The organism is Bradyrhizobium huanghuaihaiense, assembly GCF_007830635.1.
GTDB lineage: Bacteria > Pseudomonadota > Alphaproteobacteria > Rhizobiales > Xanthobacteraceae > Bradyrhizobium > Bradyrhizobium huanghuaihaiense.
The window spans coordinates 148,384-172,342 of the sequence record NZ_VLLA01000008.1 but is presented as its reverse complement, the minus strand read 5'-3'; the positions used below and the strand labels follow the sequence as shown (position 1 = coordinate 172,342).

Sequence of the window (23,959 nt, the reverse complement as noted above, 5' to 3'; positions counted from 1 at the left end):
GATACAACCGGGAAGCCGGCGGTGCAACCTTGAGCGGTCGCCCGAGCAGGAGGCGAGCGCTTATGCCCAAAAATATCGTCGTCTTCTCGGACGGCACCGGTCAGGACGGCGGCGCCCGTCCCGAGCAGCGGATCAGCAACATCTACAAGATGTACCGGATCTCGCGCGATCACGCGGACACCGGCATCCATCCGTCCCGCCAGGTGGTGTTCTACGACGCCGGGCTAGGCACCGATATCGGCACCACGGCCCTGACCGCTCCCGTCCGCTTCGTCCAGAAGCTGCTGGGGTCCGTGACCGGCGCCGGCATCAAGCGCAACATCGCCGACTGTTACGAATTCATCGTTAACCATTACGAAGAGGGCGACAGGATCTTCCTCTTCGGCTTCAGCCGCGGCGCCTATACCGTCCGCAGCCTGGCCAACCTGCTGATGCTCTGCGGCGTGCCGACGAAGGCCCCCGGCGGAGCGCTGACGCGCTATCGCAAGGCTGTGAAAGACATCGCTTGGGAAGCCGTCGATACGGTGCTCGAGCACGGCGCCGGTCACCCGAGGGCCGAGTTCGAGGACGAGCGTCTCGAACTGGCCAAACGCTTCCAGCTCAAATACGGCTCCGGCGACGGCTCCGATTCGAACGTGGCCCCCTACTTCATCGGCGTGTTCGATACCGTCGCCGCCCTGGGCGCCAGCGGACTGCGCTACCTCGTCATCCAGGCGGGCCTCGCCGCCGGCGTTGCGGCCGCCGCCTTCGCGGCTGGGTTTCTTCCGTCCGTGCTCATCGCGCTGCTGTGGTCCTGGTGGTTCGGCGCCGGCTTCATGCTGACCGGCTTCATCACCCAGGTCACGATCATCGCCGTCGCGCTCTGCGCATTCTGGTACTGGCAAAACAAGTCGACGACCAAGACGATCGTCGACTATCCCAAGCCGGGGGAGTCGCGGTCGCACAAGGCCGTGTGGAAGGGCGCGAACTTCGACCGGCTGCTGAGCCGCCACGTCGCCTTCGCGCGCTCGGCCAACGCGATCGACGAGACCCGGAAGGACTTCGACCGGGTGGGCTGGGGCGGAAGGGACGCCGGCGCGCCTCACTTCGCCGGCCACGAACGCCTGCGCCAGTGGTGGTTTGCCGGCAATCATTCCGACGTCGGCGGCTCCTATCCCGAGCCCGAGTCCCGGTTGTCGGACATCGCGCTCGACTGGATGTGCCGCGAAGCCGTTTCCGTCCCGGACGGCCTGCTCACGGGCCCGATCATCGTTAGCGGCGAGAAGCTGGAGGGTAGCGGCGATATCGGCCAGGCACTCTACGTCTATCCGGACGCCGGCGGCGTGCAGCACTGCGAGGTCGCCGGCATGCGGGACACGCTGGATGCCTTCGCGGGCAAGCTGCCGAACTGGTCCTGGGTCCGAAAGCTGATCGGTCGCCAGAACTGGGAGATCAAGCTTCGCGACATCGACGCCGCAGCCAAGGCCCACCCGACGGTCGGGCAGCGCTTCGAGATTCCGACCGTTGTGCAGTGCGCGACCGGAGCAGCCCCCTACCGTCCCGACGCACTCGCCGGGCACAATGATTTCAAGCGGTACTACCCGGGCAAGGCTGACGCGTCATGAAACTGGTCGCGCTGTTCGACGACTTTCTGAAGGAGACCGTCAACCTCAACAAGACCAGGATCGATCTTCTGGAAGCCAGCTTCCCTGCGCTCAAGTCGTTCGTCCGCGAGTCCGACTGGAAGCCCAAGGTCCGCACCTTCGTGGAGCAAGGTTCGTGGGCTCACGAAACGATCATCCGTCCTGTCGACGGCGGAGAATTCGACGCCGACCTTCTGGTGATGGTGGATCCAGCCGACGGCTGGACCGCGGCCGAATACGTCGAGAACCTCGGGCGTGTGTTCTCCGGCAGCAAGACCTATGAAGACAAGACCAAGACCTGGAACTATTGCGTCACGATCACCTACGCCGGCGACCGCAAGATCGACCTCGCTCCCTGCGTCGTCGGCCGGCGCTGGGACGGGAGCATGGAGGTGTGCAACCGCAAGGGCGGCTTCGAACTGTCGGCTCCAGTCGACTACACCGCGTGGATGAAGGAGAGGAACACGTACTCGGGCGGCAATTCCTTCCGCAAGGTGACGCGCCTGATGAAGTATCTGCGCGACGTCAAGACGACCTTCACCTGTCCGTCCGTGCTCCTGACGACCCTTCTCGGCAACCAGATCCACTGGTTCGACAAGGACACGGACGCGTTCGCCGACGTTCCCACCACTCTGCAGACCGTGGTGGGTCGTCTCGACGACTGGCTAAGGATGCACCCGAACAGGCCTTCGGTCACCAATCCGAAGCTGTCGAGCGAGGATTTCTCGCCGCTGTTCGGCAGCGACGATCAGTATTCCAACTTCCGCACCGTGATCGCCCGCTACCGGAAATGGATCGATGAAGCCCACGCGATGGAAGGTCGTCAGGAGAGCATCGCGGCGTGGCAGAAGGTGTTCGGCGAGGAATTCGGCAAGGCCAGCGTCATCAAGGTCGCGGCCGATGCCGCGGCGGACGGGCTCGCGAAAGTCCGCGGGCTGCTGTCATCGACGGCGGCCCATCTCAACGAGCTGGTGGACGTGGTGAAGAACTACGGCATTTCGGTGCTGCCGCTCGACTTCTGCCGCCCGCCGCACATCCGGCAGCCGACCTGGCGGCAGGCGCCGAATCTCGCGACGGTCCTGGTCACCGCCGAATGGCGGGAGCGGCGGGCTTCCACGGGACGCGCGATCCGCGCCGGCGACGTACTCCGTCCGCACGGCGGCCTGCATTTCAAAACCTTCGACACCGACGGCAGACCGATCCCGCCGGCGTTCGAAGTGCAATGGAGGATCACCAACACCGGCGCGGTCGCCATGGCCAAGGGCGCCGGCCGCGGCGGCTTCTATCCCGAAAACTCCTCGCATGGGCGCTGGGAGACGCTGGACTTCCGCGGGGTGCATCTTGCCGAAGCCTTCGTCGTTCGCCGAAGCGACGATGTGCTGGTCGGCGTCAGCAAACCGTTCTACGTCGTCATCGAGTGACGGCGAGAACCGAGGTCATCGAACACATGGCATACACGGTCGAAGCATCGTTCAACGCATTCTACGACGAGATCAACCTCGGCGGCGACCATCGCGACACCGCGAACAAGCGTCGCGACAGGATCGTCGATCTCCTGAAGAACGACTTCACGATACTGGAAGCCTACAGCGCGGGATCGATCCCGAAATACACCGCCCTGCGCGGCCACGCGGACCTCGACGTCATCGTCGCGCTGCACTACGGGAAGCACGTCAAGGACAAGCTTCCGAGCGTCGTCCTGCAGAACGTTAGAGACGCCTGAGCGCCTATAGGACCGGCGTTAGAAGCAACGGCCAGGCCGTCACCCTGTACTACGACACGTGGCCGAGCGTCGATATCGTTCCCGTCAGCCGCGTCACCGACAACAACGGCACGGTGACGCACTGCGAGGTGCCTAATTCCAGGACGGAATGCTGGATCCCGAGCAAGCCGAAGGAGCACGCCGCGCTGATCGAGACGGCGTCGACCAAATGCGGCGCGAACTTCCGGCGCATCATCAAGATGGCGAAGGAATGGAATCGCGTGCACAGCGAGTATCTGACGGGCTATCACATCGAGGTTCTGGCGCTGAAGACGTTCGATTCCGACTTGGACGACCTGCCTTGGCATCTGCACATGTTCTTCGACAAGGCGCGCGATCTCGTCCGGCAGCGTCTTTGGCACCAGGTCTCCTACGTCGACGACTACCTCTCGGCCACGGGCCGTGCCGAGGCGGTCAAGCGGCTGGAGACGGCGTACTCGAGGAGCTTGTCCGCCTGGTATGCGACGCACGGATCCAACAACGACCACGCGACCGCGATCGGACTCTGGAGACAGATTTTTGGAGACAGGTACCCCGCCCATGGCTGAACAACCGCCACGCAGCGATCCGATCGGGGATCGCTTCTTCGAACCGCTCGTCAAGGCCGACAAAGTCTCGGACATCCTCTTCTACGTCGCCGGCATCCTGTCCCTGCTCGCGCTGGTCGTGGAGCAGGGCTCCCGGCCGCAACTCTATTCGCTGGTACAGATCGGCTTCGTCGTCGTGGTCGTCGCGCTCTTCGCAGTCACTCTCGCGGTGCGGCTCTACTTTTCGCCCCGGGCGCAGCAGCGACGCTATTCGGATTTCCTGTCGCACGCGTTCGATCGCCCTTTGAGCTTTCAGCAGACCACGGGCTACTACAACAATTCCGCGCAGAACGGATGGCGGCGCATCGCCGCCCAGGTGCTCGAAAACTCATTCTACACCGGGGATACGCTGGCGCAGATGTGCACGGCCGAGAGGATCAGGGTCGCGCTCTATTTTGTCGTTTGGTTCGTCGTCGCGCTCAATCGGACTACCAATCTGGCCACGATAGGCGTGGCGGCCCAGATCCTCTTCAGCGAGCAGATCGTCTCGCGCTGGTTCCGGATAGAATGGCTCCGGAGGGAGTGCGAAACGATCTACGGCGAACTCTTCCGCCTTATACAGGGCAAAGGTCTGACCGAGGTGCTGGCTCTCGAAGCGCTCGGCCGCTACGAAATCTCCAAGGCCACCGCGGCGCTGGTGCTGTCTTCGAAGATATTCGCACGCCGTTCACCCGTCACCGACGCCGATTGGGCGAAGACGAGGGCGACGCTAGGTCTGTAGCCCGATGTTGGATTTGCACGCCTCGACCATCGACCGACTCGACTCTATGTTCATGATATGTTCTTATGGCGGGATGATCGACCATCCCGCCGGCTGGCGCATGCCGACCCGAAAACAGATCGAAAGGCTGGCATCCGCCTCGCCGGTCGGCAGAAACGCATCAGGATCGCCCGCGATCGGTCCGGGCGACGACATGCCGCCCGAATACTGGCGGGCCGTCCTGGACGACGCCTCCGCCAACGCAAGACCGACCCCAGATCCGATCCGGACGCAGCGGCTCTGCGACATCGACCGCCACCTGCTGCGAGTTGGCTGCCGCCGCTGCGGTCGCACCATCGAAATCCAGAAGGTCGACGCGGTTCGTCTGTATGGCCCGGATTCGATTTGGCGGAACGTCAGCCAGCGCTTGCTGGACAACACGTGCGCTCAGCGCACCGGCCGCCATGAGGAGGACGGCTGCTGGCCGTCGTACGACATCTAAGCCGGCGGACGGCCATGGCGCCCAAGCACCACCCGACGCCGCTCTCCGGAGGCGACCGAAAGGCACTCGCCAAGGAGCTTGTGCGCGCCCGCACGATGACAACGATTCTCGCAGCGCAGGCGGACGAGGCCCGGGCCAAGGGAGAGGCGCTGATCCGGACGGCCGACAAGCTGCTGTGCGAGAGCTGGAACGAACGCATGTGGGCGGACGGCCAGCCGATCGATCCATCCTCGGCAATCGATCAGGCCTTGAATGGCGGCTACCCTTGGCTCGAGATCGAGTGCTCGCGCTGCAAGACCAAGCGGGACGTCGACCTGGCCGCGCTGCGCCATCCGCCGACCACCTTCGTCCACGACCTGGTGAGCCGGCTCCGCTGCAGCAAGTGCGCCAAGGCCAATCGTCGTCCGGCGGCTAGGCTGCTACAATTGGCGCAGCGCCCTCGCCAGGCCGCTGTGGAGACCTGACGAGATGTGCAATCTGTATTCGATCACCACCAACCAGGCCGCGATTAGCGCGCTGTTCCGTGTCGTCAACCGCTACGTCGGCAACCTCGCGCCGATGCCCGGCGTTTTTCCGGACTACAAGGCGCCGATCGTCCGGAACGGGATCGACGGCCGCGAGCTCGCTATCGCCCGCTGGGGGATGCCCTCGTCATCGAAGGCACTGATGGACGCGACCAAGAAGCGCGCGGAAAAGCTGCAGGCCAAGGGCAAGGCCGTCGACTTCAAGGAATTGCTCCGGATGGAGCCCGACGGCGGGACGACCAACATCCGGAACGTGAAAAGCAAACACTGGGCGCGGTGGCTGGGTCCAGAGCACCGTTGCGTGGTGCCGTTCAACAGTTTCTCCGAGTTCAACAAGGCCGAAGGCGGCGACATCTGGTTCGCGCTCGACGAAACCCGCCCGCTCGCCTGCTTCGCCGGCATCTGGACCAACTGGACGTCCGTACGGAAAGTGAAGGAAAGCGAGACCACCAACGACCTCTTCGCGTTCCTGACGACGGAGGCGAACACGGAAGTCTTCGCCATCCACCCGAAGGCGATGCCCGTGATCCTGACGACGCTGGAAGAGGTCGAGACCTGGATGACCGCGCCGGTGGAGGAAGCCCTGAAGCTGCAGCGGCCGCTGCCGGACGGGACGCTGCGGATCGTCGCCCGCGGCGTGAAGGAGGATGCGGCATCGACGGAATAGTTATCCGCTGGCTTGAAACGGTCGGACCGACTAATTGCTGGTATCCTCCTTCGAGGCCTCCGCCAACGCTTGCGTGTCGATGTATTCCCGGATGTGCGTGAGTTTTCGGTCTCGAACGGTTATTGTGAACACCCAGTGATCCTCGAACGCCTTGTTCGTGGACCTGACCGTTCCCTTGGCGAATCCGATGACGAGAACACGGTCACCCTGCGCTACGAACTCCGGAGGCGCCGGGTACGAAATCTGCGTCGCTTCGGACGCCTTTTGAAGCAAGCTCGTCAGCCCGGCGTGACCGCGGTACGTGCCGGCCAGCGCCCAGTCCTTACCCGGAATAATCCACTCGATGTCGTCGGCGCACGACGCGAGCAGCCCTTGCCGGTCGCCGCGCCCGAGCGCGGCGAAGAAGTCCTTCACGATCCGCGTATTCTCTTCAATGCTCATGGTGTGTCTCCTTATGCGCATGGAATCGTCGACTTTCCACGATCGACCGTGGCCGCTTATCCCTTGGGCTTCACGAACCGATAGGCGAAGCGGTCGGTCTCGCCCTTGACCGAAGGATCGAACACTTTGACGGAATGGGAATCGTACGTGTTCGCGAGCATGGTACTTTCCGCGTCCAGCACGAAGCCGGCCGCTTCCACCTCCGCCCGGACAGAAGTAGGGTCGATCCGATGCAGCGATTGGGCGTCGTTCGTGCCCGTGCCCGCGGCGGCGGCGTGATCGACGATCACGTAGAATCCGCCAGGCTTGAGGCGCCCGTAGACCGCTCGGTTGAAGTCGGGTGCCGTCCCGCCCCTCGCTCGCATCAACTCGGTGTGGAGATCGTGGTAGAAGAGGTGCAGCCACAAGACGTCCGCCGGGCCGGCGGCGCCGGGCAACGCCACCAGATCCGCCGAAACGGCCTGCACGTTTTCTCGGCCAGGCTCTTTCGCCAGCGTCTGGATGCGCCCGACCGGATCGTTCTTGAAGTGCGCGACTTCCGCCGGAACGAAGCTGTGGACGCGTCCTTCGGGCCCCACGATGTCGGAGAAGAGGCGGGTCCAATCGCCATCGCCAGGGTAGACGTCGATGACGGTGGAGCCCGCGGCTACGCGCGAAAAACTGATCAATTCGGTTTGCTTCGAGGAGGGGTACATTGGTGATCTCCGATCTGGTGAGGCGCTTGTTCAGATCGCCGAGAAGCCGCCGTCGACGGACAGCTCCAGCCCATTCACGAAGCTCGAATCGTCCGAAGCCAGAAACAGCGCGGCCGCTGCGATCTCCTCGGGACGGCCCATCGTTCCCCGCGGGATCAGGGATTCGAACATCCGCTTCGCTTCCTCGGTGAGAACCTGGTCCTGCATCGGTGTGGCGATCGGCCCCGGGTGCAGCACGTTCACTCGGATGTTCCTGGCCTTCAGTTCGTTGAGCCACCCGCGTGCGAAGGCGTGCAGCGCCGCCTTGCTCGCCGCATACACGCTGTAACCGGGGAAGCCTTTCAGCGAAGCGACCGATCCGGTCATGAAGATCGATGCGCCATCGCTCAACAGCGGCAACGCCTTCTGCACGGTGAACAGCGTGCCGCGCGTGTTCAGGCCGAAGGTCGCGTCGAAGTGCTGCTCGGTGATCTCGCCCAGCGGGACGGCTTCGCCCGTGCCGGCGCTCGCGTACAGGACGTCGATCTTGCCCGTTTCCCGCTTGACCGTGTCGAACAGGCGATCGAGGTCGGCGAGATTGGCCGCGTCGCCGCGCACGCCGGTGACGTTCCGTCCAATCGACTTGACGGCCTCGTCGAGCGTCTCCTGCCGCCGGCCGGTGATGAAGACGTAGGCGCCTTCTTCGACGAACCGCTTTGCGCTCGCGAGCGCCATCCCACTCGATCCGCCGGTTACGACCGCGACCTTACCGTCTAACTTTCCCATGACATCTTTCCTTCGGGCTTTGCTTTGATTTTTCGGGGACGTCCCCGCGACGTCCTCGAAATAGGCCTGACCGGGTCCGGCTTTGAGTGCGTAAACGCGCACATCGCTGGTGCGAAATCGAACCGGTTCGGAGGCTGCGGTTCCGACCAAGCTCCACAGAGACCGGCCGTTAGCAGGCGGCCCTTTCTTGTTCGCAAAAGCCTACGAATGCGGCTATGTTTTATTGATCTGCCACCTAGACGGAGGCTTCGGAATGGGCTCCAACCGGTGCTGTATTGCACCATGATCGATTGGGATGACGTTCGCTATTTTCTCGCCGTCGCGCGCGGAGGTTCGGTGAGAGCGGCCGCCGAACGCGTCGGCGTGAACCATGCGACCGTGCTTCGGCGCGTCGCGCAGCTGGAAGAACGCCTCGGGACGCAGATGTTCGAGAAGCTGCCCTCGGGCTACCGCCTGACGGCGGCGGGCGAGGAGGTTCTCGAACTCGCGGAGCAGATGGAAGCGTCGTCGCACAAGCTTGAGACGCGTATCCTCGGACGAGACCAGAGCGTACGCGGGCTTCTGCGCGTGACGCTGGCTCCTCCTCTCGCGACGTACCTACTCATGCCCGACTTCGCCGAGTTCGCACGGCAGCATCCGGACATCGAGATGGACATCTTGGCGTCGGGCGAGTTGGTCAACCTGACCAACCGGGAGGCCGATGTCGCCATCCGCGTGGTCTACGACCGCAAGACCTTGCCGCTCAATCTTCACGGCTTGAAGGGACCTGACGTGTTCGGAGGCGTCTACATGTCCCGCGCACGCCTTGCCGCAATGCGCTCGGGAGCGCCCGACCCGGCTCGGTGGATCGTCATCAGCATGCATGGCATCCCGGACTGGGCCAGCGCGGGCGAGCTCCGCACCACGCAGGTTCCGTTTAGGGTCACGGACGCCGAGGGTCAGGTTGCCGCCGTCCGACAGGGACTGGGGATCACGACGCTGCCGTGTTTCGTCGGAGATGCGGACCCGCTGCTGGCGAGAGTGCCGGGCAGCGACCTTCACACGTACGGCACGCTTTGGCTTCTCACGCAGGGGGAGACCCGCAAGACGAAGCGCGTGCGGCTTTTCACGGAATTCCTGGCCAGCAGGCTCTCCACTTACGCTCCTCTTCTTGCAGGGCTGACGAAGACCAATCCTTCGACGAAGGTGCGGCGGACTCGGTCGGTGTAACGACCATTGCACAGACCCAGCGGAACACGTGGACAAGCGGTAGCCCTAACGATTGCGAATCCCTGACCCGTGCTAACCGCCGGGAACGAGCGGGCGGCCGGAAGGATTCGTCCCGGCAGGAGCAAATCTCGATGCTGGTGACGAAGGAACGACGATCGGCGACCCGGACGCTCCGGGGCTGGGCGATATCGGTGCTGCAGGAAGCCGGCGCCATCCGCGAGTGCGAGGAGCACGGGTGGATGCAAGATCGGTCGGACCCTCACGCTCGCGAGCGGGCCTTCGTCATCGCACGTCAGGATTCGCCGGCCGGCTTCTCTCCGGAAGAGACTGTCGCCGAGGTCCGCGATGTCCTGGAATCGATCGGCGACACCTGCCCGGAGTGCCCGATTGAGTCCGACTAGACGGCTTGCCCGTCCGGCCGTCCTCACGGAGGCAGCCGCCCGCAGACGCGTGAGCTACGCCAGAGCGCTCTGCATCATCGCGCCCCCTGCCGCGATCACGCGGGGGCACGCCCCCTTGACGCTCCAAGGCTGAACATCCATATACCATCCAAATGGATGTCTTAGGGATGGTAAGGTGATGCCGAGCAACATTCTCGAAATCCGACAAAAGCCGTCCGACACGGAAAAAATCACGATCAATCTTGGCTTTGTCGATCTCGGTCAGGTCGATTTGATGGTGCAGGAAGGCTTCTATTCGAACCGCACGGATTTCATTCGGACCGCGATCCGCAACCAGCTCGAGCGCCATGCCGACGTGGTCAAGCAGTCCACGGCGCGAAAGAGCCTGGACCTGGGCTTGCGAAACTACAGCCGCGATGATCTCGAAGCAGCGCGGCACGCGGGCGAGATGCTGCACATCAATGTTCTGGGCCTTGCCACCATCGCCCAAGATGTCACGCCGGAGCTTGCCCGCGCGACGATTGCATCGGTCTCTGTGCTGGGGGCCCTGCATGCGAGTCCGGCGATCAAGTCCGCTCTCGCCGACAGGACGAGGTAAGGTCATGCTGAACCAGGACATCATTCGCGAAGCCACACGCCTCACGCGCTCAGGTCAACTCGTCGAGGCCACCGCGCTGCTTCAGCGCATGCTTCGGGGCGAGGAAGAGCGGGGCGCTACCGCACCGACGACCCGTCACCCCGCCCCTGCCGCAGGAATAGAACCGCCGACCATCGAGGCCAAGGCGAACGCCAGGGAGATGAGGCGTCCGCGTCGCACGGCCCGGCCGCAAGTGGATCTTGCCAACAGCATCCACGGGCTCGGACGAGGAGCCCTGAGGCGTGCGCCGCCGTCCGTGGCGGATATCGTGCCGGACGGCGCCAGGTTCGTCGAAGGCGTCTACGCAAACGCCGCAGGGAGCCGCGCCTACCGTCTCTTCATCCCGAGCGGCTATCATGGCCAGGCCATTCCCCTGGTGATCATGCTCCACGGCTGCACGCAGTCGCCTGAGGATTTCGCCGCGGGCACGCGGATGAACTTCATCGCCGAAGAACAGACCTGCTTCGTGGCCTATCCCGAGCAGCGGACGGAAGCGAACCAGGCGAAATGCTGGAATTGGTTTCGGCCGGCCGATCAGCAGCGCGACAGAGGCGAGCCCTCGCTCATCGCCGGTATCACCCGCCAGATCATGCGCGACTATTCAGTCAATCCGGAACGCGTCTACGTCGCCGGACTGTCCGCCGGGGCCGCGGCCGCGGCCGTCATGGGATCGACGTACGGCGACCTCTACGCGGCGATCGCCATTCATTCCGGACTGGCCTGCGGAGCAGCCAGCGACCTACCCTCCGCGCTGATGGCCATGAAGCAAGGCGGCGGGCCTGAGGCAATGCCGGGCGACGGCCCGCCCGTGCCCACAATCGTCTTCCACGGCGATCGTGACACCACGGTGCATTCCAAGAACGGCACTCGGATCGTCCGACAGTCGCTCGGCGAATCCCGCACGAAGGCGAAGGTGCATCGCGGGCGGGTACCAGGAGGGCATGCCTACACTCGCACGGTCCACGCCGACTCCGGCGGGCGCGGAATCCTCGAACACTGGGAAATCCACGGAGCCGGACACGCATGGTCGGGAGGCAGCCCCGCCGGATCCTACACCGATCCGGACGGACCGGATGCGACGAGGGAGATGCTGCGTTTCTTTCTCGAACATTCGCTGCAGCAGAGACGAAACTAGCGTCACTGCGGACGCAACGATCAGGTCTTGGACTTGTGTTCGACGGCCGCTTCGCGAGCCAGCCGCTCCGCCTTCAGGCGCTCCCGGTTCGCATGGAATGCCTGTTGGTCGCGCTCATGCTCGGAGACCGGTGCCTCCGCGCGCGTGTCGCGAAACACCTTCTGGGCTTCCCGTTGGGCCGCGGTGGGCATCCTCCGGTTTGAGGTGCGATTGTTCATTGCTCCCTCCTTCGGGCGCAAACGGTCCTTGCGCTATGTTGCGCATTCGGACCGCCAACCTAGGGGGTAGGTTTTCCCCCGGCGGGGCTTTTGGGGGCCGGGGGCAAGGATTCGACGCTTCGCGAACCCATTCGTTCCAATCCGCTTGGTGTCTCAGAAGATTACGCCGACTTCCGCTGCGGCTTGGCCGACTTTTTCGCCGCCGCTTCCTTCGCCGGCTTCTTGCCCTCGATCGACATCAGCATTTCCTTCTGGCCGGCTGCCGCCTTGCGCGGCTTCTTGGCCGGGTTGGCAGCCTTCGCCGGCGCGGCCTCCTTGCCGACGGATCGGCGCAGCGCCTCCATCAGGTCGACGACATTGGTCGATGCTGGCCGCTCCTTCGGCGTGATCGGTTTTCCGGCGCGCTTCCGGTTGATGAGGTGGATCAGCGCGGTCTCATAGTGGTCCTCGAACTTCTCCGGCTCGAACCGCCCGGCCTTCTGATTCACGATGTGCTTGGCGAGATCCAGCATGTCCTTCGTGACCTTCACGTCCTGAATCTCGTCGAAATACTCCTGCTCGCTACGGACTTCGTAGGGGTAGCGCAGCAGCGTACCGACGAGCCCCTTGTCCATTGCCTCGAGGGCGACGATGTGCTCGCGGTTGGTCAGCACCACGCGGCCGACGGCGACCTTGTCCATCTCGCGAATTGTCTCGCGGATCACCGCGAAAGCGTCGTGGCCGACCTTGCCGTCCGGGCGGACGTAGTACGGGCGGATCAGGTAGCGCGGATCGATGTCGGCCTTGTCAACGAACTCGTCGATCTCGATGGTGCGAGTGGACTCCAGCGCGATCTCCTCGAGCTCTTCCTTCGACACCTCGATGTATTGGCCCTTCTCAAACTCGTAGCCCTTGACGATGTCCTCGTTCTGCACCTCGTCGCCGGTATCCGCATCGACCTTCAGGTATTTGATGCGATGGCCGGTCTCGCGATTGAGCTGATTGAACGAGATCTTCTCGCTCTCCGACGTCGCGGGGTAGAGCGCCACCGGACAGGTGACGAGGGACAGACGCAGGAAGCCTTTCCAGTTGGCGCGCGGGGCCATGTTACGCAGAACTCCATTGGGGTGGCCTGGAGTCAAGACGAACGGCAGATGGCAGTTCCGACGGGCGGGCCTCTCCGGGCGAAGATTCATCCGTACGGTCCTCGCCACCGGCGGAATCCGACGGATGCCCATTGACTCATATGGAACAAATAGAGAACATAGAAAGCATGTCCGCCGCTTCCGAACCTGCTGCGCTCGCCAAGGGCGATCTTGAGCGCGCCGCCGACCAGGCCATCGAAGTCTGCGGCGGAGACCCCCGGGAGGCGGTCAAGGCGTTGTTGATCGCCATCGACTTTCTCGAGGCCGAGGCCAACGAGCTGCGTGCGGCGGTCTCGAAAGGATATTCACGGGGGCGGCATGGCCCGCACCGCGAACGCAAGGAGTGACTGCGATGGACGTCACCTACTACGTGGCATTGCCGTTCGTCATGGCCGATGACGGCGTCGCGCCCGGCGAGGCGGTCGAGTGCCTGAGTGCCAACGCCGCCGTCATGCGCGCCGAAGCGCTCTCGCGGAAACCAGGCTGCACGGGCGCGGTCGCCTTTTCGCGGACTGGAGACCCGTCCAGCGGCGACTTCGGCGACGCCAAGCTGATCCGGAAGTTCGGCGAGGTTCCGGACGATCTCAGCGCGCTCTGACCGGCACGAACCGATCATTCCTCGCCCGGGGCGGCGGCATCGCCCGACTCGAGCAGGTTCAGCGCGGTCTCGATCTGCGCGAGCAGGCGCTCGATTTCCTCGCGTTCGTTCGGTCCGGTACCGCTCTGCAGTCGCTCCATGAGCGCCTGCTTTCGCGCAAGCAGATTTGCGACAGCCGACACATCGCACCTCCCCATGTTTGGCATCTACAAGGGAGTTGGTGCGGCCGTGACGAACTTGCCAGTCCCGATGCTGCGAGGTCCGGACCAGCCCGGGCCCTCCGGACCGCTATTTCGCAGGCGGCCGCAGCGGGCCGTCCACCCACTTCCGGGCGGTGGGGTCGTGCAGCGGATCGTCGTCGCAATCGGAGCAGACGTAGCGCTCTCCGCCTCTTGCGCCCTCGTCGCGCACGAGCTTCATCGCCCGCCCACAGTGCGGGCACGGCTTCCGGATTGGATGCTGCAGCGACATTTGCCTTCCCCCACCTCGGTCAGCGTAGTGCCCTTTGCCGGGCGGGCACAAGCGATCTCTTGACGTGAGCCTCGTCGACCATCGAAGATCGGCATTCGGTGATGTTGTGGGGTAGCGTCATGGAAGAGTTCTACAGTGGCTTCGCACAGCGGGCGCGCGATCTGGCCGAGAAGGCCGACCCGTTCACTAGGCGGCGGCTTCTCGATCTGGCCCAACGGTACGAGCTCAAGAGCAGACCGGGATCGAGCTACGGACGGCCCTCGCCGCCCACGCGCGCGACCCCACCGACGGTGCTCTTCTCCGGCTCCGGCGAAGCCTGATACCGGGTCCGCTCTCGCGCTATGCGAAACACGGTTTCCGGGCGATTTCCCGGTCAACCCGGCGATGTCGCGCCGCCGAGTAGCTGCGAGACGGCGGCAGCCAATTGCGCCGGCGCAAAGGGCTTTTGGATCAGGACGCTGCCGTCGACGCCCTGCGATTGCCAGTCAGGCGCGCTGGCGCTCGTCATGTAGACCACAGGAAAGCCAGGCGTGATTTCCCTGATCTGCCGCGCCAGCTCCCAGCCGCTTATGCCGTCACCCAGGTTGACGTCCGTCAGCAGGACTCGACATCCCTCGCGGCCATCGCAAAAGGTGCACATGGCCTCTTCCCCCGAATGGACCGAGCAGGCCTCGAAACCGCCGTCGGACAAGGCGTCCTCGACGAAGCTTGCGATGAGAGCTTCATCCTCCACGACCAGAACACGAACGGCATCACTCACTTTCAAATCTCCTCGGCGACCGAGCCGGGTCGTCTCGCGTGCGGCAGTGCGCTGGTCCGTAGTCCGGCGGAAGAGCAACCTCCGCCGTCAGCCAGCCAAGCACCGTAATGCGCCGTGTCAAGCCACCGGCACACCATAATATGCGTTCACCGAGCGCGTCGTCGCCGGGTCGCTCCAATTCCAACTGCTCTCGTCGGCGTATTTGGGGGCGCCGCGGAGCTGGTCCTGGGAAATGCCGGTGACTACATAGCCGCCGAGGTTGGTGTCGTATTTCAGCGTCTGCCATGGCAGCGGATAGTGATCGTCGCCGATGCCGAGCAGGCCGCCGAAGCTGAGCACCGCGTACGACACCTTGCCGCTGATCTTGTCGATCATGACGCGCTCGATGTAGCCCACCTTTTCGCCCTTCGCGTCGTACGCGTTTGTGCCCTCGACCTTGTCGCTGCCGATCAGGCTGAACGTCTCGCGATCTTCCATGGTCATGTTGACCTCCTGGCTGGGTGTTGTCTTCGGGAATCAACGGGGCCACGATGCCTCTGTTCCTGGCACAATCCGGGGCGAAAAGTTGATTTCTCAGGGATGAAGCGGCCGGATCGGATGACGCGCCGCAATGTGCCGGAAAAGTCGGCGAGCGGAGTTAGAGCATGGAGCTGACCGATCTGGAGCGGGATTTTCTGAGGAAGCTCCTCGGCGAATCCTGGGTCAGCCCGCCGACGTTCGACCATGAAATCGTGGCGCGGCTCGTGGAGCTCGGTCTCGTGGAAACCGAACCGCTTCCATCCGGAGATATCGAGTATCGCATCACCGAGGCCGGACGGGCGGCGGCTACCGCGTGAACCACAGATCGGCGAGCCGCGGGCAGATCGGAGGAACGATAGCCTTGCCGCCCTATTGAACTGCAGGGACCGTCGCCCGCCGTTGAACTACGGCGCCTGTCGCGGATAGCCAAAGGTCTCACGACCCGCTATTCAGAACTAGCGCTCGCGAGGATAGCCAAAGGCGGCGGCCTCTCCGAAACCTCGGTATTCTCGCAGCTATGCGCCTTCGCGCCCTCGCCGGCAGGCGCGATCTCCATCCCGCCCGCCTTATCTGTTCCTCAGCGAGAGACTGATGCGCGTTACGATGTGGTCCCACTCGCGCTCTTCGCTCGCCGGGTAGTTGAGCAGGACGCAGTGGATCAATCCGCTCGAGAAGTTGCACCGGTTGTACCAGACCTTGTCGCGCTTGTAGCTGGACACCGCAAAGAATCGAGGCGTCGTCCGCTTGTACTGAATGCGCGCGGGCGGATGCTTCTTTGCGAGAAATGCAGCGGGTGAATCGTTCGAGACGTTGGGTGCGGCCTGTATCGTGAGGTCGGCTCGGCCGTCAGCCGTCCGAAATCGCTGTCCGTACCCGTCCGGACGGCCGGCTTCTTCGGTAAAGATCGAGGCCGGGAAATCGACAGAGGTGCCTGTCTGCGGGATGGAAAACGTCGTCCATCTCACCGGCTCCGCCGAGACCGTGGAGCTCGAGGCGACAAGTCCGAGAACGAGCGCCGACACTGCCGATTTCATCCCGTCTCCTCCATGAATCACGAAGACCCGACGAGCGGCGTCTCGGGTTCGATCATCAGGGTGCCGCCGGTCCGATCGGCTTCGGGCGCAAGGCGGCGTCGCGACGAACTGAGCGCCGCTTCGGAAGGTCACTTCCGGCCCGATGGCGCCTGAGCATTCGAATCGTTCGGGTTCTTCTTGTTCGCCTCATGATGGCCGATCACGCAGCCGGCGGCAGCGCCGAGCTTGCCGTGCCCCGCCATGTGGCCCGCGACGCCCCCGACGATGGCGCCCTTGATGCAGCCCTTCGCGTCCGCGCCGTCGGCCGATGCCAGCGCCATTGCGGCCACGCATGCCGCCGTGAAGATCCATTTCATGAGCGTTCTCCGGGCTCGGTTTCCGCGAAATCAATTCGATCCGGAGGCTGTCGTTCCGCTGCGGGCATGTTCCTGACGGCAGCTCCGCGATTTTGCTCGTGGGCAGCCGGCCTCGTCGGCGCGAGCCGCCCCCCGCGTGTAGGAGCAAGTCGCTGGCCTCCGAGTTTCTCATCTGCTGGAGCGAAGTCGTTCATGCATGGAGAGGTCGTGCGCGCGGTCAAGGAGAGCAAACGGTCCAAGCGGTCCCGCTTCCTCCGCGACGCGATGGTCGACGTGCAGATCGCCGGCCGCGGCATTCGCAGCAGGCGAGTCCTGCTGGCGATCCGGCAGGTCCCCCGCGAGATTTTCCTCGATCGGCGGTTCGCGGAAGCCGCATAAGAAGACTGCGCGGTACCGATCCCGAAAGGGCAGACCATTTCTCAGCCCTACATCGTCGCCAAGATGCTCGAGGCTGCCGCGATCGCCAAATCGGAGCGGGTTCTGGAGATCGGCGCGGGATCGGGTTATCTGGCGGCACTCGCCGCCAAGCTGGGGCGGGAGGTTTGCGCGGTCGAGCGTCACGAGGCATTGGTGCAGCGCGCCCGATCGCGCCTCCGGCATCTCGGCTGTCGCAACGTGGATCTGCGTCATGGCGACGGAACCGCAGGATGGTCGGAAGGCGGCGAGCTCGACGTGATCCTGGTCTCGGCCGCCACCGCGCAGACGCCCGCGGCTCTCAAGGCTCAACTGGCTCCGTCGGGACGACTGCTCATCCCGCTCGGCGATCCGGACGGTGTGCAGTGGCTGACAAAGCTGACACGCGGGCCGGATGGTCGTTTCATCGAGGAAAGGATAGAGGAGGTCCGCTTCGTTTCTCTTGTTCAGGCTGGGAGCCGCGGTAGCCATAACGAGAGTTGAACTCGCGAAGTCGTCCGGCTCAAGATGCGTTGGCCCGTGATCGTTCGCGAGCTTCTCGACGCCGCTCGCGACGTTTGCGCCGCCGTTTCGCCCGCTCGGCCGGTTGCCGCAGCGCAGGCACCGGCGCAGCAACAGTCTCGGTCAGGGGCGCCTGCAATATCTGGTCTGTCCCGGGGCGGGCCTCCAGGAATTCCAGCACCGCCCGCCCCTTCTCGGTGATCTTCCAACCGCCGCTTTCGCGCTCGACCAAGCCTTGCGAGAAGATGTCGAGGTCCGGCATGCGCGAGGCGAGTCGCTTCGTGCGCTCCGCCCAATCCCGGCCGCTGGTCGCCAGGATCGCCATGTCGCGCTTGAGGTCAGCCATCACGGCGAAGCCGCCCGGATAACTCACCAGAATCTTCAGCACCGTGATCTGGAAGTTTCACCGTCGGCCCCCTCGCTGGATCAGCGCCACATCGTGGGCGGGCGGGAGAGTGCTTCGCGACCGACCAGTCGGAGAGTTTCGGGCGAGATTTCGCCCTTGGTAGCGGCCTCCAAGATCTTCGAAGCGACGTGCGTGCGCGCCCCGATCTCGCGGTGCGAAACGCTCTCGCAGACTTCATCGAGGACCGGGCGCAAAAGCGCGGTGGTGGCGGTATCGAACATGAGCTGCCCCCAGACGTGAAAACCCGAGCATAGCTGCCTTTTCAGGTCTTGGGAGTCAGATATGTTGAAGCGCCCGCCACCAGACGGGCTTGCTCGTTTACGGGCGCTGCCGCTGCACTGACCGACGCAGGGCGCCCGCAATTGAATCCGCAATGACCGAAAACCCCCGTGAATCGCTCGGTTTGGGCTATTCGGATTGCGGTGTGGGCTCGGGGTGAACTGACGTAATTCCGTTTGCTCGGCTGGTCCCGACCAGCCAGGCAACGTTCCCCGGGCAACGCCTCTCGATCGCCAGCGACAACGTCACTGCTGCTCCGGGTTCTTGGCCGGCGGACCGCTCTTGTTTCCGGGCAGGCCCTTGATGTTGGACGTGTCCTGCTGCTGGATCGTCGGATTCTGCTGGTTAAGCGTAGAGCTGGAGCCGACCGTCTCGCCCGGCTTTGCCGCCGGACCATTCTTGTTGCCAGGCTGACCGGCGATGCCGGCGCCCGAGTTTTGCGCGCTCGGCGCGGCGGAGACGTCCGGTTTCGTGGTTTGGGCAAGTGCGGCCGGTGCGGAAAGCGCCAGTGCGAACAAAAGTGCGCTCGCGATGAACCTCATGATGGCCTCCTCTTAGCCGTTCGGAAGCGCGGGTTGCGCGTACCATGTCCGCAAACGCCCCGTTGCAGGGAGCGTTCCTCTGATCTGCATCGTCATCAGCGTCATGATCGCCCTGCCTCAGGGGCTCGCCTAACCCGACTTCCGCCGCGCCCCGGCGACGGGCTTTTTGGCGGCGGCCTCTTTCGCCGGCTTCTTCCCGGCGATCGGCATCAGCATTTCCTTCTGACCGGCCGAAGCCTTCTTCGGCTTCTTGGCGGGCTTCTTCTCCGCCGCCGTCTCGGCCGCAGCGCCGCCCACGCTCTTGCGCAGCGCGTCCATCGGATCGACGACATTGGTCGCCGCCGGCTTGGACTTCGGGGTGATCGGCTTGCCGGCGCGCTTCTGGTTGATGAGGTCGATCAGCGCGGTCTCGTAGTGGTCCTCGAACTTCTCGGGCTCGAACCGCCCTGCCTTCTGGTTCACGATGTGCCTGGCGAGATCGAGCATGTCCTTGGTGACCTTCACGTCCTGGATCTCGTCGAAGTATTCCTGCTCGCTGCGGACCTCGTAGGGGTAGCGCAGCAGGGTGCCGACAAGACCCTTGTCCATCGGTTCGAGCGGGATGATGTGTTCGCGGTTGGTCAACACCACCCGCCCGATCGCGACCTTGTCCATCTCGCGGATGGTCTCGCGGATCACCGCGAAGGCGTCATGGCCGACCTTGCCGTCCGGACGCAGGTAGTAGGGGCGGATCAGATAGCGGGGGTCAATATCGGTCCTGTCGACGAACTCGTCGATTTCAATCGTCCGCGTCGACTCCAGTGCGATTTCGTCGAGCTCCTCTTTCGAGACCTCGATGTACTGGCCCTTCTCCAATTCATAGCCCTTGACGATGTCTTCGTTCGGCACCTCGTCGCCCGTGTCGGCGTCCACCTTCAGGTACTTGACGCGATCGCCGGTCTGCCGGTTGAGCTGATTGAAGGAGATCTTCTCGGACTCTGAGGTGGCCGGATAGAGCGCCACCGGGCAGGTGACGAGCGACAGTCTCAGGAAGCCTTTCCAGTTGGCGCGAGGGGCCAACTTTCCAGTTGGCGCGAGGGGCCATGTACGCAGAACTCCGATAGGGCGGCTCGGATTCAGCGAACGGCCGGCTGGGGTTCCGACATGGCATATGGAGAAACGGCGGGCCACCCATCGACGGACGGCCGCCGCCTTGATCAGAACGATACCGGCCGAAAACGCCGTGAATCGCTCGATTTTGCGGTACCGAGTGGGCCTTTCTTGTGCCAAACCGGTCTCCGGACAAGCAAATCCTCGAGAACCGATGCTCCACGACCCGACCGATCTGGCGGCCATGGCCGAGGCCTTGAGCCGGTCGGCCGACTACCGGGTGCTGCGGCGCTTGGTGCCGCGGCCCGTGTCCCCGCCGGCGTTCGGGCAGGAAGTCAGGACCGGCATTCTGCTCGACACCGAGACGACCGGCCTCGAGCATGCCAAGGACGAGCTCATCGAGCTCGGGATGGTCAAGTTCGACTATACGCCGGACGGCCGGATCGTCGGTGTCCGCGACACCTTCTCCGCCTTCAACGAGCCGAGTGCGCCGATTTCCGCGGAGGTGACGGCACTCACGGGCATCACCGACGAGATGGTGGCCGGCCACAGGTTCGACGACGCGGCCATCACCGCCTTCGCGGAAAACGCCGTCATCGTCATCGCGCACAACAGCGGCTTTGACCGAAAGTTCGCCGAACGCTACTGGCCCCTGTTCGAGCACAAGGCCTGGGGCTGCAGCATGAGCGAGATCGACTGGCGAAAACACGGCTTCGTGGGAGCGCAACTCGGCTATCTGCTGAACGGTGCCGGCTTCTTCCACCAGGCGCATAGGGCGGTCGACGATTGCCACGCACTGCTGGAGGTACTCGCTTTCGAACTGCCGACGACCGGATTGCCGGCGCTGGCGCTCTTGCTAGAGACCGCCCGCAAGGCGACGATGCGGGTCTGGGCGGAGCAGACCGCGTTCGAGCTCAAGGACTCGCTGAAGCGGCGCGGCTATCGTTGGAATGACGGCAGCGACGGGCGTCCTAAGTCCTGGTTCATTGACGTCGACGAGACCGCTCTCGAAGACGAGATTGCCTTCCTGCGCACCCAGATCTACATGCAGGACGTCGAGCCAACCGTGCAGAGGCTGACCGCTTTCACGCGGTTCTCCGGCAGGATTTGAGGGGCCTAGCGGCCGAGACGCTTCTCGACGCGCTTGCGGCTGTTGCCGACCTTCTTGACTGCCTTTTTCACGGCCGATGCCGAGCGGCCGGTCCTCTTCGCTTCGTAGCCGACTTCGTAGTCCTGTTCCTTGGCGACGCGTGCCCGGTCCTGCTTGCGTCCACGCGCGGTCTTCTTCTTCGCTGCCGCCATCGGCTCCTCCTCTTGCGAACTAGATGGCGATTCCAACGCAGCAAGGATTCGCGGGTTCCGGAAACGAATCCTGCCGTCCCGACTTGAGTCAGCGAGTTGTTGCGTTGGAGTTCGTTGCGTGGCGTTTCAGCGGCGTAACCGGCGGCGATCGGCGTGAAGGCGCCGTTCCCCGGCTTCGTAGAACCGGCCTTGGCATCGCCGATCGAGAGGGTGCCGTCCGGAGCGCGATGGATTCATGAAATCAAGTTCGATGGCTACCGCGTCCAGGTCCATCTGGCGAACAAAGCCGTGAAGATCTTCACCCGCCGCGGCCACGACTGGACCAACCGCTTCAAGAAGGTCGCAGACGACGCCCCGGCACATCAAGGCGGGGTCGGCGATCATGGACGGCGAAGTAGTGCGCCGCGGACGGCACAACGGACTTCTCGGTCCTTCAGAACGAACTGAAAGGCAGATCGACCAGCATCGTCCTGGTCGCCTTCGATCTCCTTTACCTGAACGGCCGCGACCTCCGGAAGCTGCCTCTCTTCCAGCGCAAGACCGAGCTCAAGAAGATCATGGTGGGCACCGAGATCCAGTTCAGCGAAAGCTTCGAGATCGAAGGCCGCGAAATGTTCGCGCACGCCTGCAAGGTGGGCCTCGAGGGCGTGGTCTCGAAGGTCCGCGACAGCGTTTACGCCAGCGGCCGCGGCAACAACTGGGTGAAGAAGACATGCGCGCAGCGCGAGACGCTGACGATCGCCGGCTTCGCGCTCGACGAGGGCAAGTGGGATGGCATCTACCTCGGTCGGCGCAAGGGCAACGACCTGATCTACGCCGGAAAGGTCGACCACGGCTTCGACAAGGTCTCCGCAGCCGACCTCCAGAAGCGGTTGAAGCCCTTGATCCGGAAGACCCAGCCCTACGCGAAACGGATCGCCCACAAGGGCATCTGGGTCGAGCCGAAGCTGCTCGCCGAGGTCGAGTACCGGGCGAAGTCTGCGGAAGGGAAGATCCGGCACCCGTTCTTCAAGGGGCTGCGGGAAGACCTGTGATGGATGCCTGGCCGCGGCGCCGGTGTAGCCGGATGCCACGTTACGCCCCGAACCGGTCCGAGAAGCCGCCGCCTGTGAGATCATCAGCCGGTGCTCCCGCGCAATCCGGCTTCGGTAGAGTTCGCGTTCAGGTTCGGTTTTTGCGGGAAACGCCATGCGCAAAGAACGTCATGAAATCGCGCGTGTTCTCGTCGTTATGCGGGAATCATCCGGCTCGATCGACTGTGAATAGAGCGCGGACACGCGACAGTGCCTGCTAAGACGCGCTCTGTTCCATTTCAGAACTGCAACCATATTTGTCAGGCGGCGCTCGTTGGAAGGTGGTTAGCTGTAACCGCTCCGGGCGGAGAAGTTTGATCCCGATCTATTTTGGCCCGGTGGTTAACTGAAGAGACCGCCTTCGGGCGGTCTTTTTCCGTCCCGGACTATCCGGTTGGAATGACGCCTGCCTATCAAAAGCGACGCTGATTTAGGGCACCTGAGGCCACGCTGCTGTGCGCGCCCGGTCCGGCCCACCTCAAGCGAGTTCGCCCGCTCGCGGCATGCGGTTCGATCAAGACATCTGCACAAGAGCCTCAGCGTGATTGGCGCCGAGGAAGGTCTACCGTGCTCTCGGCCTGCGCTACATCGAGCCAGAGTTGCGAGGAGCGCGATGAGATCTACCTCGGGCTGAAGGAGCTGCCAAAACTGGTCACTGATCAGGACCTCCGCGGAGTCCTGCACCGCCATAGCGACGCTACCTTCATCGGCATTAGCATCTCCTCCGCCGCCTGAGCGGCATTTTTGGACGGGACGAGGCGTTGCGTGCCTTGACACGGGTGACCCGCGATCGCTTTGCCCATTGATATTCTGTGACATCGGTCGGATACTCGATTGAGGTCCTTGGTCACCAGCAATCCGAGGAGGACGATCGTGGCAATTCAGATCGTTATGGACCGTAGCGGCGACAGCCGACATTATTTCAACGCGGATAACGCACCAGAACTGGCAAGAGCGGAACAGCGGTTCTACGAACTCACCAATAACGGCTTCACCGCGGCGGTCCGCACGGGCCCAGGTCAGGTTTCGCAGATCAGATCGTTCGACCCGACCGCGAAGGAAACTGTCTTCTTCCCCAGATTGGTCGGCGGGTAGCGGGGCAGTCATGTTCGGCTTTCAACCTTCGCGGGGCGGCCGCTCCCGAATGAAGGCGGTGAGAACGCTCTTCATCAGGCACGGCGCCGAGGGCACGGCGGAGGGCCGGTCGCTGCGGCTCTTGCGGGAATGGCTGTCGCCGGCGCAGCGGGAGCAGTTCGTGAGGAAGGGCTATTTCGAGGTGATCGGGAGCGACAGCGGAATGCGTTACAGGATCCACGCCGGGGCCTCGGTTAACGTGTGCGAACTCGCCGAGACAGGTCACCGAAAGGTGGGATTGTGTTTCATGCCCATCGGCGCTCTGCCGATCGGTGACATTATGCTCGCACAGAAGATCGCGCTGGAAACATGCGAGGGTGAAGTGCTCAGTTTGGCCCGGAGGTTCGCGCCCAACGGTTTCCATTTCAGGCAAGCACGCCCGCTCGGGTGAGGACTCATAGCCCCCGTTTGGCGCAGGCTTCTTTGCGGCCGCTTGGCCGTGGAGCTTCTGGCGGTGCAGCGCACGGAGCTGCTATGCCGTCGTAATAGTCG

35 protein-coding genes and 2 pseudogenes are annotated in these 23,959 nt (G+C 63.8%); 22 read left to right on the top strand and 15 right to left on the bottom strand.

All coding sequences use genetic code 11. The features are described 5' to 3' along the window. Positions 1-62 precede the first annotated feature (62 nt). The 8 genes from IQ16_RS18565 to IQ16_RS18530 all read left to right on the top strand — a co-directional run bounded on the left by IQ16_RS18565 (position 63) and on the right by IQ16_RS18530 (position 6,364). Positions 63-1,604 (top strand): T6SS phospholipase effector Tle1-like catalytic domain-containing protein, encoded by a 1,542-nt coding sequence (locus tag IQ16_RS18565; protein ID WP_018643593.1) that lies wholly within the window; start codon positions 63-65, stop codon positions 1,602-1,604. Next, a complete protein-coding gene (locus tag IQ16_RS18560) occupies positions 1,601-3,043 on the top strand; it encodes an SMODS domain-containing nucleotidyltransferase (protein ID WP_018643594.1) in 1,443 nt (480 codons plus the stop codon). Before IQ16_RS18565 ends, IQ16_RS18560 begins: the two co-directional genes overlap by 4 nt. A gap of 26 nt (positions 3,044-3,069) precedes the next feature. Next, positions 3,070-3,345 (top strand): SMODS domain-containing nucleotidyltransferase, encoded by a 276-nt coding sequence (locus IQ16_RS18555; RefSeq protein WP_020607905.1) that lies wholly within the window; start codon positions 3,070-3,072, stop codon positions 3,343-3,345. 128 nt (positions 3,346-3,473) lie between these two features. Then, the gene (locus IQ16_RS18550; protein WP_145831655.1) at positions 3,474-3,932 is read left to right on the top strand and encodes a hypothetical protein; all 459 of its coding nucleotides are present in this window, start codon (positions 3,474-3,476) and stop codon (positions 3,930-3,932) included. After that, on the top strand, positions 3,904-4,692 hold the full coding sequence (locus IQ16_RS18545; protein ID WP_145831654.1) for a hypothetical protein: 789 nt from the start codon (positions 3,904-3,906) through the stop codon (positions 4,690-4,692). Before IQ16_RS18550 ends, IQ16_RS18545 begins: the two co-directional genes overlap by 29 nt. Before the next feature lie 4 nt (positions 4,693-4,696). Beyond that, the gene (locus IQ16_RS18540; RefSeq protein WP_018643599.1) at positions 4,697-5,173 is read left to right on the top strand and encodes a hypothetical protein; all 477 of its coding nucleotides are present in this window, start codon (positions 4,697-4,699) and stop codon (positions 5,171-5,173) included. A 14-nt stretch (positions 5,174-5,187) separates the two neighbouring features. After that, the gene (locus IQ16_RS18535) at positions 5,188-5,637 is read left to right on the top strand and encodes a hypothetical protein (RefSeq protein WP_018643600.1); all 450 of its coding nucleotides are present in this window, start codon (positions 5,188-5,190) and stop codon (positions 5,635-5,637) included. A gap of 4 nt (positions 5,638-5,641) precedes the next feature. After that, positions 5,642-6,364: an SOS response-associated peptidase gene (locus IQ16_RS18530; RefSeq protein WP_018643601.1), complete on the top strand. Its 723-nt coding sequence runs from the start codon at positions 5,642-5,644 to the stop codon at positions 6,362-6,364. 30 nt (positions 6,365-6,394) lie between these two features. Here IQ16_RS18530 and IQ16_RS18525 read toward each other — a convergent pair whose 3' ends face one another. Genes IQ16_RS18525 through IQ16_RS18515 form a run of 3 tightly spaced genes read right to left on the bottom strand, consistent with a single transcriptional unit; the run spans position 6,395 to position 8,265 of the window. After that, entirely contained in the window at positions 6,395-6,805 is a 411-nt protein-coding gene (locus IQ16_RS18525) for a nuclear transport factor 2 family protein (protein ID WP_018643602.1), read from the bottom strand. A 56-nt stretch (positions 6,806-6,861) separates the two neighbouring features. Beyond that, a complete protein-coding gene (locus IQ16_RS45175; RefSeq protein ID WP_018643603.1) occupies positions 6,862-7,500 on the bottom strand; it encodes a class I SAM-dependent methyltransferase in 639 nt (212 codons plus the stop codon). A 30-nt stretch (positions 7,501-7,530) separates the two neighbouring features. Next, positions 7,531-8,265, bottom strand: a complete 735-nt coding sequence (locus IQ16_RS18515) for an SDR family NAD(P)-dependent oxidoreductase (RefSeq protein ID WP_018643604.1) — start codon at positions 8,263-8,265, stop codon at positions 7,531-7,533. Positions 8,266-8,547: 282 nt separating this feature from the next. Between IQ16_RS18515 and IQ16_RS18510 the strand changes: the two genes are divergently transcribed. From IQ16_RS18510 to IQ16_RS18495, 4 genes are all read left to right on the top strand, one after another. Then, positions 8,548-9,474 (top strand): LysR family transcriptional regulator, encoded by a 927-nt coding sequence (locus tag IQ16_RS18510; RefSeq protein WP_018643605.1) that lies wholly within the window; start codon positions 8,548-8,550, stop codon positions 9,472-9,474. 131 nt (positions 9,475-9,605) lie between these two features. After that, positions 9,606-9,875 carry a hypothetical protein gene (locus tag IQ16_RS18505; RefSeq protein ID WP_018643606.1) on the top strand — a complete coding sequence of 90 codons (270 nt, stop codon included), beginning with the start codon at positions 9,606-9,608 and terminating at the stop codon, positions 9,873-9,875. A gap of 178 nt (positions 9,876-10,053) precedes the next feature. After that, complete coding sequence (locus IQ16_RS18500) at positions 10,054-10,473, top strand: CopG family transcriptional regulator (RefSeq protein WP_018643607.1); 420 nt, start codon at positions 10,054-10,056, stop codon at positions 10,471-10,473. Between the two features lie 4 nt (positions 10,474-10,477). Continuing rightward, positions 10,478-11,647 carry an extracellular catalytic domain type 1 short-chain-length polyhydroxyalkanoate depolymerase gene (locus IQ16_RS18495; protein WP_018643608.1) on the top strand — a complete coding sequence of 390 codons (1,170 nt, stop codon included), beginning with the start codon at positions 10,478-10,480 and terminating at the stop codon, positions 11,645-11,647. 20 nt (positions 11,648-11,667) lie between these two features. Here the strand turns inward: IQ16_RS18495 and IQ16_RS18490 are convergent, their stop codons facing one another. Both IQ16_RS18490 and ku (IQ16_RS18485) read right to left on the bottom strand, forming a co-directional pair. Further along, positions 11,668-11,865 (bottom strand): hypothetical protein, encoded by a 198-nt coding sequence (locus IQ16_RS18490; protein ID WP_018643609.1) that lies wholly within the window; start codon positions 11,863-11,865, stop codon positions 11,668-11,670. Positions 11,866-12,026: 161 nt separating this feature from the next. Then, positions 12,027-12,950: a non-homologous end joining protein Ku gene (gene ku, locus IQ16_RS18485; protein ID WP_018643610.1), complete on the bottom strand. Its 924-nt coding sequence runs from the start codon at positions 12,948-12,950 to the stop codon at positions 12,027-12,029. Between the two features lie 167 nt (positions 12,951-13,117). Here ku (IQ16_RS18485) and IQ16_RS18480 point away from each other — a divergent pair, with 167 nt between their 5' ends. Continuing rightward, entirely contained in the window at positions 13,118-13,336 is a 219-nt protein-coding gene (locus IQ16_RS18480) for a hypothetical protein (protein WP_018643611.1), read from the top strand. 5 nt (positions 13,337-13,341) lie between these two features. Further along, a complete protein-coding gene (locus IQ16_RS18475) occupies positions 13,342-13,587 on the top strand; it encodes a hypothetical protein (protein WP_018643612.1) in 246 nt (81 codons plus the stop codon). Between the two features lie 14 nt (positions 13,588-13,601). Here the strand turns inward: IQ16_RS18475 and IQ16_RS45670 are convergent, their stop codons facing one another. Next, positions 13,602-13,769 carry a hypothetical protein gene (locus IQ16_RS45670; RefSeq protein ID WP_018643613.1) on the bottom strand — a complete coding sequence of 56 codons (168 nt, stop codon included), beginning with the start codon at positions 13,767-13,769 and terminating at the stop codon, positions 13,602-13,604. 408 nt (positions 13,770-14,177) lie between these two features. Between IQ16_RS45670 and IQ16_RS18465 the strand changes: the two genes are divergently transcribed. Next, positions 14,178-14,378: a hypothetical protein gene (locus tag IQ16_RS18465; RefSeq protein WP_026312083.1), complete on the top strand. Its 201-nt coding sequence runs from the start codon at positions 14,178-14,180 to the stop codon at positions 14,376-14,378. Between the two features lie 53 nt (positions 14,379-14,431). On the opposite strand, the gene IQ16_RS18460 is transcribed toward IQ16_RS18465, so the two are convergent. Together IQ16_RS18460 and IQ16_RS18455 are read right to left on the bottom strand one after the other, a co-directional pair. Beyond that, positions 14,432-14,818 (bottom strand): response regulator, encoded by a 387-nt coding sequence (locus IQ16_RS18460; protein WP_018643616.1) that lies wholly within the window; start codon positions 14,816-14,818, stop codon positions 14,432-14,434. A gap of 117 nt (positions 14,819-14,935) precedes the next feature. After that, positions 14,936-15,301 carry a PRC-barrel domain-containing protein gene (locus IQ16_RS18455; protein ID WP_018643617.1) on the bottom strand — a complete coding sequence of 122 codons (366 nt, stop codon included), beginning with the start codon at positions 15,299-15,301 and terminating at the stop codon, positions 14,936-14,938. Positions 15,302-15,462: 161 nt separating this feature from the next. Between IQ16_RS18455 and IQ16_RS45170 the strand changes: the two genes are divergently transcribed. Continuing rightward, entirely contained in the window at positions 15,463-15,654 is a 192-nt protein-coding gene (locus tag IQ16_RS45170) for a hypothetical protein (RefSeq protein ID WP_018643618.1), read from the top strand. A 249-nt stretch (positions 15,655-15,903) separates the two neighbouring features. On the opposite strand, the gene IQ16_RS18445 is transcribed toward IQ16_RS45170, so the two are convergent. Then, the gene (locus IQ16_RS18445; protein ID WP_018643619.1) at positions 15,904-16,371 is read right to left on the bottom strand and encodes a hypothetical protein; all 468 of its coding nucleotides are present in this window, start codon (positions 16,369-16,371) and stop codon (positions 15,904-15,906) included. 128 nt (positions 16,372-16,499) lie between these two features. Then, complete coding sequence (locus tag IQ16_RS18440) at positions 16,500-16,727, bottom strand: hypothetical protein (protein ID WP_018643620.1); 228 nt, start codon at positions 16,725-16,727, stop codon at positions 16,500-16,502. A 207-nt stretch (positions 16,728-16,934) separates the two neighbouring features. Between IQ16_RS18440 and IQ16_RS46585 the strand changes: the two genes are divergently transcribed. Together IQ16_RS46585 and IQ16_RS18435 are read left to right on the top strand one after the other, a co-directional pair. After that, positions 16,935-17,105: a hypothetical protein gene (locus IQ16_RS46585; protein ID WP_158646939.1), complete on the top strand. Its 171-nt coding sequence runs from the start codon at positions 16,935-16,937 to the stop codon at positions 17,103-17,105. A 15-nt stretch (positions 17,106-17,120) separates the two neighbouring features. After that, a pseudogene (locus IQ16_RS18435) lies at positions 17,121-17,624 on the top strand (protein-L-isoaspartate O-methyltransferase family protein); the annotation flags it as partial. 19 nt (positions 17,625-17,643) lie between these two features. Here IQ16_RS18435 and IQ16_RS18430 read toward each other — a convergent pair. The 4 genes from IQ16_RS18430 to ku (IQ16_RS18415) all read right to left on the bottom strand — a co-directional run bounded on the left by IQ16_RS18430 (position 17,644) and on the right by ku (IQ16_RS18415) (position 19,928). Then, positions 17,644-17,988 carry a hypothetical protein gene (locus IQ16_RS18430; protein ID WP_051122996.1) on the bottom strand — a complete coding sequence of 115 codons (345 nt, stop codon included), beginning with the start codon at positions 17,986-17,988 and terminating at the stop codon, positions 17,644-17,646. Between the two features lie 80 nt (positions 17,989-18,068). Next, positions 18,069-18,269 carry a hypothetical protein gene (locus IQ16_RS18425; protein WP_018643623.1) on the bottom strand — a complete coding sequence of 67 codons (201 nt, stop codon included), beginning with the start codon at positions 18,267-18,269 and terminating at the stop codon, positions 18,069-18,071. Positions 18,270-18,572: 303 nt separating this feature from the next. After that, positions 18,573-18,869: a hypothetical protein gene (locus tag IQ16_RS18420; RefSeq protein WP_018643624.1), complete on the bottom strand. Its 297-nt coding sequence runs from the start codon at positions 18,867-18,869 to the stop codon at positions 18,573-18,575. A gap of 129 nt (positions 18,870-18,998) precedes the next feature. Further along, complete coding sequence (ku, locus tag IQ16_RS18415; RefSeq protein ID WP_018643625.1) at positions 18,999-19,928, bottom strand: non-homologous end joining protein Ku; 930 nt, start codon at positions 19,926-19,928, stop codon at positions 18,999-19,001. Between the two features lie 244 nt (positions 19,929-20,172). On the opposite strand from ku (IQ16_RS18415), the gene IQ16_RS18410 reads away from it, so the two are divergent. Next, positions 20,173-21,069 (top strand): 3'-5' exonuclease, encoded by an 897-nt coding sequence (locus IQ16_RS18410; RefSeq protein ID WP_018643626.1) that lies wholly within the window; start codon positions 20,173-20,175, stop codon positions 21,067-21,069. A gap of 5 nt (positions 21,070-21,074) precedes the next feature. Here the strand turns inward: IQ16_RS18410 and IQ16_RS18405 are convergent, their stop codons facing one another. Then, entirely contained in the window at positions 21,075-21,260 is a 186-nt protein-coding gene (locus IQ16_RS18405; RefSeq protein WP_018643627.1) for a DUF3606 domain-containing protein, read from the bottom strand. 118 nt (positions 21,261-21,378) lie between these two features. Here IQ16_RS18405 and ligD point away from each other — a divergent pair. The 3 genes and pseudogenes from ligD (at position 21,379) to IQ16_RS18390 (ending at position 23,858) form a co-directional block, all read left to right on the top strand. Beyond that, positions 21,379-22,294 (top strand): annotated as a pseudogene (gene ligD, locus IQ16_RS47520) (non-homologous end-joining DNA ligase). Between the two features lie 912 nt (positions 22,295-23,206). Beyond that, on the top strand, positions 23,207-23,428 hold the full coding sequence (locus tag IQ16_RS18395; protein WP_026312084.1) for a hypothetical protein: 222 nt from the start codon (positions 23,207-23,209) through the stop codon (positions 23,426-23,428). A gap of 10 nt (positions 23,429-23,438) precedes the next feature. Next, positions 23,439-23,858 (top strand): hypothetical protein, encoded by a 420-nt coding sequence (locus IQ16_RS18390; RefSeq protein WP_018643631.1) that lies wholly within the window; start codon positions 23,439-23,441, stop codon positions 23,856-23,858. Positions 23,859-23,959 lie beyond the last annotated feature (101 nt).

Excerpts from the sequence above, each read along its gene's own strand:
- IQ16_RS18565 (WP_018643593.1), top strand. The coding sequence starts at position 63 with ATGCCCAAAAATATCGTCGTCTTCTCGGACGGCACCGGTCAGGACGGC.
- IQ16_RS18560 (WP_018643594.1), top strand. The coding sequence starts at position 1,601 with ATGAAACTGGTCGCGCTGTTCGACGACTTTCTGAAGGAGACCGTCAAC.
- IQ16_RS18555 (WP_020607905.1), top strand. The coding sequence starts at position 3,070 with ATGGCATACACGGTCGAAGCATCGTTCAACGCATTCTACGACGAGATC.
- IQ16_RS18540 (WP_018643599.1), top strand. The coding sequence starts at position 4,697 with ATGTTGGATTTGCACGCCTCGACCATCGACCGACTCGACTCTATGTTC.
- IQ16_RS18535 (WP_018643600.1), top strand. The coding sequence starts at position 5,188 with ATGGCGCCCAAGCACCACCCGACGCCGCTCTCCGGAGGCGACCGAAAG.
- IQ16_RS18530 (WP_018643601.1), top strand. The coding sequence starts at position 5,642 with ATGTGCAATCTGTATTCGATCACCACCAACCAGGCCGCGATTAGCGCG.
- IQ16_RS18525 (WP_018643602.1), bottom strand. The coding sequence starts at position 6,805 with ATGAGCATTGAAGAGAATACGCGGATCGTGAAGGACTTCTTCGCCGCG.
- IQ16_RS45175 (WP_018643603.1), bottom strand. The coding sequence starts at position 7,500 with ATGTACCCCTCCTCGAAGCAAACCGAATTGATCAGTTTTTCGCGCGTA.
- IQ16_RS18515 (WP_018643604.1), bottom strand. The coding sequence starts at position 8,265 with ATGGGAAAGTTAGACGGTAAGGTCGCGGTCGTAACCGGCGGATCGAGT.
- IQ16_RS18510 (WP_018643605.1), top strand. The coding sequence starts at position 8,548 with ATGATCGATTGGGATGACGTTCGCTATTTTCTCGCCGTCGCGCGCGGA.
- IQ16_RS18505 (WP_018643606.1), top strand. The coding sequence starts at position 9,606 with ATGCTGGTGACGAAGGAACGACGATCGGCGACCCGGACGCTCCGGGGC.
- IQ16_RS18500 (WP_018643607.1), top strand. The coding sequence starts at position 10,054 with ATGCCGAGCAACATTCTCGAAATCCGACAAAAGCCGTCCGACACGGAA.
- IQ16_RS18495 (WP_018643608.1), top strand. The coding sequence starts at position 10,478 with ATGCTGAACCAGGACATCATTCGCGAAGCCACACGCCTCACGCGCTCA.
- IQ16_RS18490 (WP_018643609.1), bottom strand. The coding sequence starts at position 11,865 with ATGAACAATCGCACCTCAAACCGGAGGATGCCCACCGCGGCCCAACGG.
- ku (WP_018643610.1), bottom strand. The coding sequence starts at position 12,950 with ATGGCCCCGCGCGCCAACTGGAAAGGCTTCCTGCGTCTGTCCCTCGTC.
- IQ16_RS18480 (WP_018643611.1), top strand. The coding sequence starts at position 13,118 with ATGTCCGCCGCTTCCGAACCTGCTGCGCTCGCCAAGGGCGATCTTGAG.
- IQ16_RS18475 (WP_018643612.1), top strand. The coding sequence starts at position 13,342 with ATGGACGTCACCTACTACGTGGCATTGCCGTTCGTCATGGCCGATGAC.
- IQ16_RS18465 (WP_026312083.1), top strand. The coding sequence starts at position 14,178 with ATGGAAGAGTTCTACAGTGGCTTCGCACAGCGGGCGCGCGATCTGGCC.
- IQ16_RS18455 (WP_018643617.1), bottom strand. The coding sequence starts at position 15,301 with ATGACCATGGAAGATCGCGAGACGTTCAGCCTGATCGGCAGCGACAAG.
- IQ16_RS45170 (WP_018643618.1), top strand. The coding sequence starts at position 15,463 with ATGGAGCTGACCGATCTGGAGCGGGATTTTCTGAGGAAGCTCCTCGGC.
- IQ16_RS18445 (WP_018643619.1), bottom strand. The coding sequence starts at position 16,371 with ATGAAATCGGCAGTGTCGGCGCTCGTTCTCGGACTTGTCGCCTCGAGC.
- IQ16_RS18440 (WP_018643620.1), bottom strand. The coding sequence starts at position 16,727 with ATGAAATGGATCTTCACGGCGGCATGCGTGGCCGCAATGGCGCTGGCA.
- IQ16_RS18430 (WP_051122996.1), bottom strand. The coding sequence starts at position 17,988 with ATGGCTGACCTCAAGCGCGACATGGCGATCCTGGCGACCAGCGGCCGG.
- IQ16_RS18425 (WP_018643623.1), bottom strand. The coding sequence starts at position 18,269 with ATGTTCGATACCGCCACCACCGCGCTTTTGCGCCCGGTCCTCGATGAA.
- IQ16_RS18420 (WP_018643624.1), bottom strand. The coding sequence starts at position 18,869 with ATGAGGTTCATCGCGAGCGCACTTTTGTTCGCACTGGCGCTTTCCGCA.
- IQ16_RS18410 (WP_018643626.1), top strand. The coding sequence starts at position 20,173 with ATGCTCCACGACCCGACCGATCTGGCGGCCATGGCCGAGGCCTTGAGC.
- IQ16_RS18405 (WP_018643627.1), bottom strand. The coding sequence starts at position 21,260 with ATGGCGGCAGCGAAGAAGAAGACCGCGCGTGGACGCAAGCAGGACCGG.
- IQ16_RS18390 (WP_018643631.1), top strand. The coding sequence starts at position 23,439 with ATGTTCGGCTTTCAACCTTCGCGGGGCGGCCGCTCCCGAATGAAGGCG.